The organism is Vibrio sp. 10N.261.46.A3 (assembly GCF_041472995.1).
GTDB lineage: Bacteria > Pseudomonadota > Gammaproteobacteria > Enterobacterales > Vibrionaceae > Vibrio > Vibrio coralliirubri.
Map to the genome: position 1 here is coordinate 63,572 of NZ_JBFRRH010000011.1, position 13,645 is coordinate 77,216.

Annotated in this window: 8 protein-coding genes; 5 read left to right on the forward strand and 3 right to left on the reverse strand. The window is 45.1% G+C overall.

The window, feature by feature from the left end; all coding sequences use genetic code 11:
* Positions 1–87: 87 nt before the first annotated feature.
* Positions 88–1,434, reverse strand: coding sequence for an exodeoxyribonuclease VII large subunit (xseA, locus tag AB4484_RS04100; RefSeq protein WP_046223664.1), 1,347 nt, complete (start codon positions 1,432–1,434; stop codon positions 88–90).
* Positions 1,435–1,703: 269 nt separating this feature from the next.
* Here xseA and guaB point away from each other — a divergent pair, with 269 nt between their 5' ends.
* From guaB to AB4484_RS04125, 5 genes are all read left to right on the forward strand, one after another.
* Positions 1,704–3,167, forward strand: a complete 1,464-nt coding sequence (gene guaB / locus AB4484_RS04105) for an IMP dehydrogenase (protein ID WP_017062496.1) — start codon at positions 1,704–1,706, stop codon at positions 3,165–3,167.
* A gap of 365 nt (positions 3,168–3,532) precedes the next feature.
* A complete protein-coding gene (gene guaA, locus AB4484_RS04110; RefSeq protein ID WP_048608103.1) occupies positions 3,533–5,086 on the forward strand; it encodes a glutamine-hydrolyzing GMP synthase in 1,554 nt (517 codons plus the stop codon).
* A gap of 324 nt (positions 5,087–5,410) precedes the next feature.
* A complete protein-coding gene (locus tag AB4484_RS04115; protein ID WP_372076549.1) occupies positions 5,411–7,123 on the forward strand; it encodes a chitinase in 1,713 nt (570 codons plus the stop codon).
* 274 nt (positions 7,124–7,397) lie between these two features.
* Positions 7,398–8,948 carry a Na+/H+ antiporter NhaC family protein gene (locus tag AB4484_RS04120; RefSeq protein WP_372076551.1) on the forward strand — a complete coding sequence of 517 codons (1,551 nt, stop codon included), beginning with the start codon at positions 7,398–7,400 and terminating at the stop codon, positions 8,946–8,948.
* A gap of 555 nt (positions 8,949–9,503) precedes the next feature.
* A complete protein-coding gene (locus tag AB4484_RS04125) occupies positions 9,504–10,097 on the forward strand; it encodes an acetate uptake transporter (protein ID WP_010440610.1) in 594 nt (197 codons plus the stop codon).
* Between the two features lie 145 nt (positions 10,098–10,242).
* Here AB4484_RS04125 and AB4484_RS04130 read toward each other — a convergent pair whose 3' ends face one another.
* On the reverse strand, positions 10,243–11,790 hold the full coding sequence (locus AB4484_RS04130; protein WP_017069529.1) for a sodium:alanine symporter family protein: 1,548 nt from the start codon (positions 11,788–11,790) through the stop codon (positions 10,243–10,245).
* A gap of 455 nt (positions 11,791–12,245) precedes the next feature.
* Complete coding sequence (locus tag AB4484_RS04135; protein ID WP_372076552.1) at positions 12,246–13,616, reverse strand: MBL fold metallo-hydrolase; 1,371 nt, start codon at positions 13,614–13,616, stop codon at positions 12,246–12,248.
* Positions 13,617–13,645 lie beyond the last annotated feature (29 nt).

The following is a 13,645-nucleotide window of genomic DNA, read 5'->3' on the forward strand; positions in this document are numbered from 1 at the left end:
TTTCAAAACCAGTAGATACAAAAAAAGCCCTGTCGATTATCGATAGGGCTTTCTGGTTTTAAATGATTTACAACGTTCTAGTCGAATCTAAAGCTCACTCTTAGCGACTCTTGTTGTGACTTGCGATTCAATCACACCATCTTCAACTTGGGTGGTGATCACTTCGCCCACCTCAACATCGTTAATCGATGACACAGTCTTGCTCGATGCGGAATGGGTAATGCTGTAACCACGCTTTAGTGTTGCTAGTGGACTAACGGTTTCTAACTTCTCTGCAGCCATGGCTAGCTGGTGGCGAGTGGTCAGTAATGTCTTATCCATCGCATCCAATAGCTTCTGCTCAGAGCGTTGTAAATGCAGTTTCTGTTCGCCAAGGCGTTTCACTGGCGAGTTCAGCTGAAGCTGGTGCTGTTTACGCTCAACACGCTGTGCATGCTGCTTTAGGTATTGAGTCATACCACGACGCAAACGCATGTCTAGGTCATCAAGTTGCTGACTCTGCTTTTGCAGTTGGTAGCTCGGGTGCTGTTTCTCTAAGCGGTATTTCAACGTTTGAGTGGATTGTGCTTGTTTGATTAACACATGACGAATCGCACTCACCAAGCGAGCGCGTTTAGAGGCAAAAGCTTGCTCTTTATGACTGTTGTCACGGCTAACCAGTTCAGCGGCCGCTGACGGCGTTGGAGCACGCATATCTGCGACGAAATCAGCGATAGTGACGTCAACTTCGTGGCCAACTGCGCTGATAATCGGGATCTGGCTTGCTGCAATTGTGCGAGCAACGATCTCGTTATTGAAGCACCATAAGTCTTCTAATGAACCGCCGCCACGACCCACGATCAACACATCACACTCATTGCGTTCGTTAGCTCGTCCAATCGCTTGAGCAATCTGAATTGCCGCCTCTTCGCCTTGAACCATGGTCGGGTAAACCACAACAGGCAATGAAGGATCGCGTCTTTTCAGTACATCAAGAATATCAAACAGCGCCGCGCCGGTTTTCGACGTGATAACGCCAACGCGCTTTGGGTGTTCAGGAAGCGGTTGCTTACTCGATTGAGCAAACAGGCCTTCTGCGGCAAGGTTCATCTTCAGCTTTTCAAACTCTTGCTGAAGCTTACCGTCACCTTCTGGTTGCATGCTTTCGATGATCAGTTGATAGTCACCGCGTGGCTCATAAAGAGACAGACGAGCTTTAACTAGAACTTGATTACCATTCTGGGGCTTAAAAGTGACACGGCGGTTATTGCCACGAAACATAGCGCACTTAACTTGAGCGCGAGAGTCTTTAAGCGTGAGGTACCAGTGACCAGATACAGGTGCAGAGAAGTTTGAGATTTCACCAACGAGCCAGACTATTCCCATTTCGTTTTCTAATAGGAGACGAACCTCTGAGTTGAGGCGAGAAACAGTAAAGATGTTTGGATTAGTCATAGAAGCACTATCTTTCCTTGAAGGAAGGTCTTTCTTGGAATCTCACAGGGCGTGAGTATGGAAGATAGCGGCAATATAATACATAGCAAGGGGGAAAATGCAAATTAAAAATACAAAAATGTGTAGCCAAGCGATTTCGTTGGCCGTATAATCCGTCCGCAATATCTAATCCAAATGCAGTTTGATTTTCCTTAATTGGCTGCCCTCATTAGGCGAAACGATGAGATTGGATTGTTTCTTTTTACTCCTATTATTGTGAGATATTGCAAATGCTAAGAATTGCCAAAGAAGCGCTGACATTCGACGACGTACTGCTAGTGCCAGCACACTCCACCGTTCTCCCTAATACAGCTGATCTTCGCACTCAGCTGACGAAGAATATTTCCCTAAACATCCCAATGATATCTGCATCTATGGATACTGTGACAGAAGCTCGCCTAGCGATTGCACTGGCACAAGAAGGCGGAATAGGCTTCATTCACAAGAACATGTCTATTGAACAGCAAGCTGAAATGGTTCGCCAGGTTAAAATTTACGAAGCAGGTGTGGTTTCTCACCCAGTAACTGTAAGCCCTGACGCGACAATCGCTGATGTTGTAGCCCTTACCCAAAAACACGGCTTTGCCGGTTTCCCTGTTGTTACTGAAACAAACGAACTTGTTGGTATTATTACCGGCCGTGACGTTCGCTTTGTTACTGACCTTTCTAAGAAAGTTGATGTAGTAATGACACCTAAAGCTCGCCTTGCTTCGGTTAAAGAAGGTGCAACTCGTGAAGAAGTTCAAGAGAAAATGCACGAAGCGCGTGTTGAAAAAGTTCTTGTTGTAAATGATGACTTCCAACTTACTGGAATGATCACTGCAAAAGATTTCCACAAAGCAGAACGTAAACCAAACGCTTGTAAAGATGAGCGCGGCAGCCTACGTGTAGGTGCAGCTGTTGGTGCTGGTGCTGGTAACGAAGAGCGCGTTGCAGCTCTAGTTGAAGCTGGCGTAGACGTTCTACTTATCGACTCTTCACACGGTCACTCTGAAGGCGTACTTAACCGTATCCGCGAAACTCGTGCTGCATACCCTGATCTACAAATCATCGGTGGTAACGTAGCAACTGGCGCTGGCGCTCGTGCTCTTATCGAAGCGGGTGTTAGTGCGGTTAAAGTTGGTATCGGCCCGGGTTCAATCTGTACGACTCGTATCGTTACTGGTGTTGGTGTTCCTCAAGTAACAGCAATCGCAGACGCAGCTGAAGTAGCTAACGAATACGGTATTCCAGTAATCGCAGATGGCGGTATCCGCTTCTCTGGCGATATCTGTAAAGCTATCGTTGCTGGCGCATCTTGTGTGATGGTTGGTTCAATGTTCGCTGGTACTGAAGAAGCACCGGGTGAAGTTATTCTTTACAACGGTCGTTCTTACAAGTCTTACCGTGGTATGGGTTCTCTTGGCGCTATGTCTCAAGGTTCTTCTGACCGTTACTTCCAATCTGACAACGCTGCAGACAAGCTTGTTCCAGAAGGTATTGAAGGTCGTATCGCATACAAAGGTCGTCTAAAAGAGATCGTTCACCAACAGATGGGCGGTCTACGCTCAAGCATGGGCCTAACGGGTTCTGCAACTGTTGAAGACATGCGTACTAAAGCTGAGTTTGTTCGTATCTCTGGTGCGGGCATGAAAGAATCTCACGTACACGATGTTCAAATCACGAAAGAAGCACCTAACTACCGTTTAGGTTAATAATACGTCCAAACGTTTGAATAATGTGCTGATTTAGTCGGCACATTAATATACCAATCGTAGTAAATAACTGGTCGTCCTAGCTTGTTAAAAACCTCGATAACTTCGTTAGAATTTTTGATTGTAGAATAACTACTTATCAGAAAATCCTGCGTTGTTCTCAAGCTTTTTTTCTACGCTATTCCTGAACACTTACTTACTGTGATTGGTATTATATCTACCGCCTGTTTTGTTAAAAGTCCGATTTTCTCAAAACACGTGGTTAAAGATATCTAACGAAAACGTTTGCTTTATTTCTTGAAGAGTTAATCAGAGGTGAGTAAACTCGCCTCCGTTTTATCACATAGCCAATAAGACTGCTTACAATGACTAAAAATATTCATGACCAACGTATTCTAATTCTGGACTTCGGTTCTCAATACACACAGCTAGTAGCTCGTCGTATTCGTGAGATCGGTGTTTACTGTGAACTTTGGAGCTGGGACGTAGAAGAAGCGGATATTCGTGAATTCAATCCAGACGGCATCATCCTATCTGGTGGCCCTGAAAGTGTAACGGAGGAGAACTCTCCACGTGCACCTCAGTACGTATTTGATTCAGGTGTTCCTGTCTTCGGTATCTGCTACGGCATGCAAACTATGGCTGAACAACTTGGCGGTAAAGTAGCAACGTCTACTGAGCGTGAGTTCGGCTACGCAGCGGTACAAGTGACTGGCGAATCTGCACTTTTCGCAGACCTTGAGTCTACTCAAGATGTTTGGATGAGCCACGGTGACAAAGTGGTTGAGATCCCAGCTGATTTCACAAAGATCGCTGAAACAGACACTTGCCCATACGCTGCAATGGCAAACGAAGAGAAGAAGTACTACGGCGTACAATTCCACCCAGAGGTAACACACACTAAGAACGGCCTAAAAATGCTTGAGAACTTCGTTCTTAATGCATGTGGTTGTGAAGGTCTGTGGACTTCAGCTTCAATCATTGAAGATGCAGTTGCACGTATTAAAGAGCAAGTAGGTGACGATGAAGTTATCCTTGGTCTTTCTGGTGGTGTTGATTCATCTGTAGTTGCGATGCTTGCTCACCGCGCTATTGGCGACAAACTAACATGTGTATTTGTGGATAACGGCCTTCTTCGTTTAAACGAAGGTGAGCAGGTTATGGAGATGTTCGGCAACAAATTTGGCCTAAACATCATCAAAGTAGATGCTGAGCAACGTTTCCTTGACGCACTTGAAGGCGAAGCTGAACCAGAAGCTAAGCGTAAGATCATCGGTCACGTATTCGTAGATATCTTCGATGAAGAGTCTAAGAAACTGAAGAATGCTAAATGGCTTGCTCAGGGTACTATCTACCCAGACGTAATCGAGTCTGCAGCATCTAAGACAGGTAAAGCACACGTAATCAAATCTCACCACAACGTTGGTGGTCTTCCTGATGATATGGAAATGGGCCTTGTTGAGCCTCTACGTGAGCTGTTTAAAGATGAAGTACGTAAGATCGGTCTAGAGCTTGGTCTTCCATACAACATGCTTTACCGCCACCCATTCCCGGGGCCAGGTCTAGGTGTTCGTGTACTTGGCGAAGTGAAGAAAGAGTACTGTGATCTACTGCGTCGCGCAGATGCTATCTTCATTGAAGAGCTTCACGCTGCTGACCTTTACCACAAAGTATCTCAAGCATTCACGGTATTCCTACCAGTACGTTCAGTTGGCGTAATGGGCGATGGCCGTAAGTACGATTGGGTTGTATCTCTACGTGCTGTAGAAACTATCGACTTCATGACTGCTCACTGGGCACACCTACCATACGACTTCCTAGGTAAGGTTTCTAACCGTATTATCAACGAAGTTAACGGCATTTCACGTGTTGTTTACGATATTTCTGGTAAGCCACCAGCAACTATCGAGTGGGAATAATCTCTTAGAGATTTAACCAGCTTTGATTAAGATCTTAAGCCTCGAACTCAGTTCGAGGCTTTTTTCTTTTCGATTGATTATATTGATTCATTGCATTAAAGGCTTATAAGCAATACCTCGAAATCAAATGAACAATACCTAGAAACCAAATGAGTTGGAAACTAGATATCAGCTCAAGAAACCATGAGACGCTTTGTTGTGTTGAGCCATATATCAAAAAGATCACTCGCACTTTTTATAAATTCACACAGCTACAGCTAGGCCATTTAACATGTGAAGCATACTCTTTGATGGACTTATTAAGGACAGATAAGAGAATCCATCATGTTAAAAATCAAATATTTGGCGACAGTACTGGGCTGCACATTAGCAGCGCAAAGTCATGCGTCTTTGAACATTCAACCTGATCCGCAAAATCCGAATGGTTACCTTGTTGAAAAGTCGGCCCTACAAGCTGCTGAACAAGCGAAAACATCCGATCCTATGTATGCGATCTGGTCACAGGCGCTTCAGACTCGCCCGAACACCATCGTCGAAGCGATTGAACCCGGTTCCCCCTCTAACCCTGAAAACGTAAAGCGTGTAGAGCGCGTATTCCCTCAATCGGAATGGGACTTCCTCACTCAGATGGCAGCGCCAGAATATACCTACACTCGCTTCTTACGTGCGATCGGTAAATTCCCAGCGTTCTGTGGAGAGTACACCGATGGCCGTGACTCCGACGCCATCTGTAAAAAATCCATCATCACAGCCTTTGCTCATTTCTCACAAGAGACGGGTGGTCACATCGCGATAGACAACACCTCTGATAATCCATTAGCTCTCGAAGAATGGCAGCAAGCTCTGGTGCATGTTCGCGAAATGGGTTGGTCTGAAGGCCAAGAAGGTTACACCACAGGTTGTGGCCAGAACGATTGGCAGAATGCCCGTTGGCCATGTGCCGCGGGGCAGGGTTACTTCGGACGTGGTGCTAAACAGCTTTCTTACCATTTTAATTACGGCGCGTTCTCTGAAGTGATGTTTGATGGTGATGCGACGGTGCTTCTCAACAATCCGGGCTTAGTGGCGGACTCGTGGTTGAACTTGGCTTCTGCTATCTGGTTCTTCCTTACCCCTCAAGCACCTAAACCAGCCATGCTGCATGTTATTGACCGTACTTGGGCTCCCTCTCAACGCGAATTGGATGCGGGTATTGGTTATGGCTTTGGTACCACGATCAACGTGATCAATGGTGGTATTGAATGTGGCGAGCAGAACAAAGACAAAGGCCAACCCGTTAACCGTATTCGTTACTGGGAAGGGTTAGCAGCGCACTATGAAATTCCTGTAGAAGCCGATGAAGCCAATACATGTTGGCAGCAAACGCCTTACGGAAGCTTGAATCTCAACGGCGCAACCGATGTGTTGTACACCAACTGGGATGGTAACTGGAAATACTACGCAGACCGCCCAGAAGGTTACTCGTTTGAGTGTGAGCTTGTTGGTTTCCAAACGGCTTATTCTGCGCTGGTGGCTGGGGATTACGAGAAGTGTGTGACCAACTTTTATGGGTCACATGCGAGTTGGCCTGAAGTGAAAGTGGTCGATAAGCTGGATCCGGTAGATCCAGGAACCAATCCCGGTGGTAATGGTTGGAGTGCGAGCAAGGTTTACAACGCGGGTGACCAAGTGACTCATAATGGCGCAACCTACGAAGCGAAATGGTGGACACAAGGGGATGACCCTGCCAATGGCGGCCCTTGGAAATTGGTTGCTGGAGAGCAAACACCACCGGTAGTCACCGATCCCGCGCCAGTCGATCCTACACCTGTTGATCCTGCTCCGGTAGACCCAACACCAGTTGAACCGCCAGTTACTGAGCCGCCTGTCGTTGTTGACCCATCGGTGTTTATCACATGGCAAGCGGGCGTTAGCCAAGTGAGTAATGGCGATAAAGTGACACATAACGGCAAGTGTTTCGTGGCTAAAAACGGCCCGGGCGTCTGGGAAAGCCCAGTTCAATCGAATTGGTTCTGGGATGAAATTAGTTGTAATTGATCGTCTGAATACTGAAAAGCGGTCTAACCGACGAGTTCAGTAGTACGACCATAATGATATAAATAATCAAAAGCCGAAAGTGTCTACTTTCGGTTTTTTTTCGCTTCGAACTTGGTTATCTAAGAAGGGATATTGGTCTATTTGGCTATGTTGAAGCGTATTTAAAGACTAATTATCCAGTTAGAGGATAAAGTTCTGTACAAATGCTTAGTGTGAATTTATATTCAAATTTAATTTATATTTATTCTTTTTATTTTAGGGTTAAGGTGTACCTATGGAACAGACAGATATCACGTCACTCATCCCCATTGTGATTACTTTGGTGTTGTCGTTGGCGACAAGGAATGTAGTGATCGGCCTTTTTGCTGGCGTGCTGAGTGGCGTTGCGATGCTGACTGGCATGTTTAGTGAACTTAACCCACTCGATACGTTTGGTACCATGGTGAAAGGTTATCTAGTCCCTCAATTGACCGACAGCTACAACGCAGGTGTGATCATGCTGTTGGTGTTCATCGGTGGCTTTGTTGCTCTGATGGAGAAATCAGGTGGTGGCGTTGCATTTGCCAAGCGTGTTACTCAATGGGTAAGCAACAAATGCCAAGCTAAAATTTCAGCATGGTTTGGTGGAATCGTTATATTTTTCTCAGACTTAGGCACCCCTTTAATTGTTGGCCCTGTTTTTCGTCCTCTTTTCGATAAACTGAAACTTTCTAGACAGAAGCTAGCATTCATCATTGATTCAACCTCATCGCCGGTTGCGATCCTTATTCCTTTCATTGGATGGGGCGTTTACATCATGAGCCTGATCCAAAAAGAGTTTACGGCGCTGAATGTCAATATGTCTGACTGGGATGCGTTCATTGGTGCAATTCCTTTTCAGTTCTACGCATTCCTCGCGATTTTCATCGTTCCGTTAGTGTCCGTTAAAGGTTTAGACTTTGGACCAATGGCAAAAGCCGAGCGTGATTGCCAAGCGGGAATTAACTCTGGCGTGAATAACGAATCACTAAATCCGTTCTCGCATAAAAATGCAAAGGCCTCTTTTGTTTGGGCGCCGTTGCTAGTGATGCTGGTGGTGTTGTGTGCCATGTTGGTTCCTCAAGGCTTCCCGTTCCAAAAGGTCGCGGGTTCATCGTTCAGAGCGGCATTATCATCGGCTTATTTCTTTGCCGCGATTACCTTGCTCTCGCTAATGGCTTACTACGGTGTAAGAAAGTTGTCTGATGGTGTTTCTGTGTACTTAAAGGGTATGGGGAACATGATGCCAGTGGCGATCATCTTGGTATTGGCTTGGGCATTAAGCACCGTTGGTAAAGAGTTGGGTGCAGCGGCTTATATTGCCGAGCAAGCACAGAGTGGTTTTCCATACTGGTTAGTACCTGCGGTCGCGTTTTTGCTGTCTGCCATTATCTCATTCGCAACGGGCTCATCGTGGGGAACCTTTGCGATAATGATGCCATTGGTTATTCCAACCGCGATTGCTATAGATGCTCCACTACTCGTCGCAATTGGCGCTGTGTTGTCTGGTGGCTTGTTTGGTGATCACTGCTCACCGATCTCTGAAACAACGATTCTTTCTTCAACCGGGGCAGGGTGTGATCAGTTTGAACACTTTAAGACGCAGCTACCTTACGCATTTATGAACGGTTCGATTGCTCTGATTAGTTTTGTAGTCGCAGGCTTTACGGGAAGTGCATTAGTTGTGTTAGGCGCTCTTGTTGTTCAGCTTATTCTTGTAACTCTGTTAGCCAAGCGCGACGCGAGTAAAAACGCTTCTTCAGAAGTTCAATCTCAAGTGCCTGAATCTAAACCACAACAAGCGTAATTTAAGATTACAAATGAGAGACTAGATACGGGATGCGAGTAAACGAGTAGCGAAAAAACCGACTTATTATTGCTCGTGTTTGCTATTTAGTTTCTCGCTTACTCAATCTGAGCCCGCAGTTCGCATCCCGAATCTCGTTACCCGCATCTTTTTCATATGCATATCACTTACTTCAACCTCAACTCGCTCTTTGTATCCCGTATCTCGTTTACTCGCATCTAAGCAAACTTCGTCATTCCCTACAGTGAGGAACGAACGTGATAGGGAATCTCTGGCGTTTACGGTTGGTATTTATGTCTAAGGGCAGATTCCAGATATCTCGTCCCTCGATTCTGGAATGACGATCTAATGAGTCGATACGTGACAGGTAATTTGTTTACTTATAGTTTCTGTGAATTGATTGGTATTGTTATGAAACTAATTTTCCATAAGATCATTTACACAATCTTAGTTTTCGATAACTGGATTACCTAGTTGTACGGTTTATAGATTAAAATTTTCTGATAACTTTTATCGTTTTTTTTTAATCAACCACTTTAATAAGGTAAATTCGCAATGTCGACCAAACTAGCTAACCCAGCGCCACTAGGCTTAATGGGTTTCGGTATGACCACTATTCTTCTTAATATTCACAACGCAGGTTTCTTTCCAATCGATTCAATGATTCTTGCTATGGGTATTTTTTACGGTGGTTTGAGCCAAGTTATCGTGGGCACAATGTGTTTCAAACGTGGTGACACGTTCGGTACAACTGCGTTTACTTCTTACGGCCTATTCTGGTTGTCTTTGGTTGGTTTAATCGTGATGCCTTACATGGGCCTACCTGCAAGCCCTGCAGCATTCATGGGTTGGTACCTACTACTATGGGGCATCTTCACAGGCTTCATGTTCATCGGCTCTCTATGCTACCCAGTGGCGAAGCAAGTAGTATTCGGTTCACTAACTATCTTGTTCTTCCTACTTGCAGCTCGTGATTTCACTGGCAGCGAACTAATCGGCACTATCGCTGGTTTTGAAGGTATATTCTGTGGCGCTTCAGCTATTTACTTTGCAATGGCACAAGTAATCAACAACGAATACGGCCGCACAGTACTGCCTATCGGTGAGAAGAAAGCACCTCAAATGGCAACACAAGAAATCGCTGCTTAATACTCTAACTCGGGAACAGTTAGTTTGTTATAAGCCGTTTATTGGTTATGAATAAAACAAAAGGGGTTAGCCGAAATGGCTAACCCCTTTTTTATGCGTTATTAATAGCGCTATTTTTTAAAGCGATCTATTTGCTAAGGAAAGCTTAAGCTGAAGGTTGCTCTACAGGTTTAGTGTCTGCAGCTTCTGCTTCAGGAGACTTGCCTGTTTTACGCTTGTACTTCTCTTCCCAGTAAGTAGCACCTTTAATGCCTAGTTTTACAGGGTTGAACGTGTACTCAGTTACGCCTTGTTTCTGCTGTTCTTCGTAGTCTGCTAGAGCTTTAAGCGCAGGCTTAGACATGAAGAAGATGATCAGAATACCAACGATGTTTAACCATGCCATCAAGCCAACACCAACATCACCCATTGCCCATGCAAGGTTCGCTGTTTTAACTGTGCCATAGAAAACTGCAGTGATAAGAACAAGCTTAAGTACGAACATCATGCCAGGGATCTTGATGGTACGACGTAGGTAAGCAATATTTGTTTCTGCGATGTAGTAGTAAGCAAGAATCGTTGTAAATGCGAAGAAGAACAGAGCAAATGCGATGAATGGCTTACCAATGCCTGGTAGTGCACTTTCAATAGCAAGCTGTGTAAATACAGGACCATTCGCACCAATGTTTGCTGCTAGGTTCTGAACAAGGAACACACCCTCAGCGCCGCCATGAACGTTGTAAGCACCAGTGATGATGATCATGAACGCTGTAGCAGAACATACTAGAAGAGTATCGATGTAGATAGAAAACGCTTGTACCAAACCTTGCTGAGCTGGGTGATCAACACTTGCAGCCGCTGCCGCGTGAGGACCAGTACCTTGACCCGCTTCGTTTGAGTAAACACCACGCTTAACACCCCAACCAATTGCAGCACCGAAGCCTGCCATAGGTGTGAATGCATCACCAACAATCATTGCGAAAACCGTTGGCACTTGGCTGATGTTTAGCAGAATGATAACGAACGCGATGATGATGTAAGCCAATGCCATGAAAGGAACAACGATTTGTGTGAAGTTCGCAATACGTTTAACACCACCAAAGATGATGAAAGCAAGGATGATAGCAACAACAGTACCGGTGAAAATTTTAGCGAAACTGAATGTACCGACAGCTGTTTCAATCATGTCACCTGAGCCAAATGCAGCTTCTACAGCATTACCGATACTGTTTGACTGAACACCTGGAAGCAAAATACCACATGCAAAAATAGTCGCGATAGCGAAGATCCATGCGTACCACTTCTGACCCATTGCTTTTTCAATGTAGTAAGCCGGACCACCACGGAACTGGCCTTCGTCTTCTTCTTTGTAGATTTGCGCTAACGTAGATTCTGCGTAAGCAGTCGCGGCGCCAAAGAAGGCTACAACCCACATCCAGAATACGGCACCTGGGCCACCGAAACCGATAGCGGCAGCAACACCAGCAATGTTACCTGTACCGACACGGCCAGATAGCGAAACGGCTAGAGCTTGGAAAGACGAGATGCCTTTTGATGAGCTTTTACCCGATAGTAGCAAGCGCCACATTTCAAAGAAGTGACGGATTTGAACAAATCGAGTCATGATGGAGTAGAACAAACCTGCACCTAAACATAGGTAGATAAGTACTGGGCTCCAGATTATTCCATTCAAAAAATCAACGAATGACTGCATGAGTATTTTCCCTGTTAGTTTTGCTTATGATTGTTTTTCGAACAACACAATACTTCACTTGTAACCCGAGTGTTAAATTATTTAACTGCGCATTAGGATTACTGTGACATAAAGCAAGTTATAGAGGGTATTTGTTAATGCTTAGTGCTAATTCGATAATCGTTCTATTTAACCTGATATGCAACTGGTCGTTATTTGTTGTGTTTTGAAAAATGAATAAATAGTGATTAATACAGAAAGGGGATCTTGAGGTGCGCATAAGAAATGAAATCGCGAAAAACAGCGGTTAAAGCCGCTTAGCATAAACGGCTGATATAGGAATGGTGGGATAAGTAGGTTGGAATATATCACCTGCATCGGGTGAGCTAGCAGGTCTAAGAGACTGTGGATTTTGAAGGTTTGATTATTGAGGCTTTAATATCTACCTAGTGAAAGTGGCTAATTTGATGTCTGTTTCAAACAACCACGAACCCTCGCGCCTGTAATTCTTGAGCGAATTCAGACTGAGTATTTGGCTCGCCGTGAATCAAATGCACCTCTTTCGGTGGAGTCGCGATGCCGTCTATAAATTGGTAAAGATCCTCTTTATCAGCATGGGCAGAATAGCCAGACATACCATGAATTTGAGCATTAACCTCAACGTCTTTGTTATCAATAGAAACCTGCATTTCGCCTTGTTGCAGCTCTCGTCCGAGCGTCCCGTGCGCTTGATAGCCCGCTAAAATCACATCCGTCCGTTTATCGGGAAGCAAGGCAGATAAATAGTTCATTATCCTGCCGCCCTGACACATCCCAGAAGCTGCGACCACAATCGCGGGTTCACCTGTCGACTTGAGGCGATTCACGATTTTCTTGTGCATTCTATGTCCATCAACAGTAATGCACTGCTCAAAAGCGAGTGGGTGGCGTTTCAGTTCAAGACGCTGCTTTGCTTCTTGTCCCCACAACTCTTTAAAGCGTCGGTATGAACGCGTCACTTTTTGAGCCATCGGAGAATCGAGAATAATAGGAATATCGCTACTGAGTTGATGCTCAAAGATCAGGTGTTCGATATCAAACAGCAATTCCTGAGTTCTGCCGATACTAAAAGCCGGGATTAGAATAACGCCACCATCGAGCAGTGAACGATCAATAATGGCCTTGAGACGCTCAGATCGCGTAGCAATATCATCATGTGTACTGGTGCCATAAGTGGATTCGATAAACAGATAATCGGCTTGCTGTGGTGACTTGGGATCCGGCAGCAGTGGTGTGTTACTTGGGCCCAAGTCTCCAGAAAACACAACTACTTCTTGGTTGGGTAACTTAATCTCGATATAGGCGGAACCTAAGATGTGCCCAGCAGGTTGAAAGCGAGCATGTAAAGTATTTGGCCTATGATGATTCTTTCCGTTGTTTTGCTGTTTAGACGTGATTGGAAACCATTCCCCGTAAGGCTTGGGAGCAATTAGCGAATGAATCTTTTTGAGTATCAGCTTCGATTGTTTATTGCTGAGCCCTTGCAGTTTTAAGCCATCCTCAATCATTAAAGGGGCAAGTTCAGCGGTAGCTTGCGTGCAATAAATTGGCTGGTTAAATCCACTGGCGAGTAACCAAGGTAATCGGCCAATATGATCAATGTGAGTATGGGTCAGCAGGAGAGCGTTGAGGTGGGATGTTGCAAATTCAATATCAAGAGGGCGTGTGTCCGCACCTTGAAGCTTTTTACCTTGAAGATCTAAACCTTGAAACAAGCCACAATCGATGAGCACCGCTTGGCCTGAATCTCTTAGCTCGTGACAAGATCCTGTGACAGTATGTTTGCCACCATGGTGAATCACTTCCATCGTTTACTCCCATTGCTCTATAAAGCCGA

Coding starts and splice junctions, on each gene's coding strand:
- AB4484_RS04125 (WP_010440610.1), top strand. CDS start 9,504: ATGTCGACCAAACTAGCTAACCCAGCGCCACTAGGCTTAATGGGTTTC.
- xseA (WP_046223664.1), bottom strand. CDS start 1,434: ATGACTAATCCAAACATCTTTACTGTTTCTCGCCTCAACTCAGAGGTT.
- AB4484_RS04120 (WP_372076551.1), top strand. CDS start 7,398: ATGGAACAGACAGATATCACGTCACTCATCCCCATTGTGATTACTTTG.
- AB4484_RS04115 (WP_372076549.1), top strand. CDS start 5,411: ATGTTAAAAATCAAATATTTGGCGACAGTACTGGGCTGCACATTAGCA.
- guaB (WP_017062496.1), top strand. CDS start 1,704: ATGCTAAGAATTGCCAAAGAAGCGCTGACATTCGACGACGTACTGCTA.
- AB4484_RS04135 (WP_372076552.1), bottom strand. CDS start 13,616: ATGGAAGTGATTCACCATGGTGGCAAACATACTGTCACAGGATCTTGT.
- AB4484_RS04130 (WP_017069529.1), bottom strand. CDS start 11,790: ATGCAGTCATTCGTTGATTTTTTGAATGGAATAATCTGGAGCCCAGTA.
- guaA (WP_048608103.1), top strand. CDS start 3,533: ATGACTAAAAATATTCATGACCAACGTATTCTAATTCTGGACTTCGGT.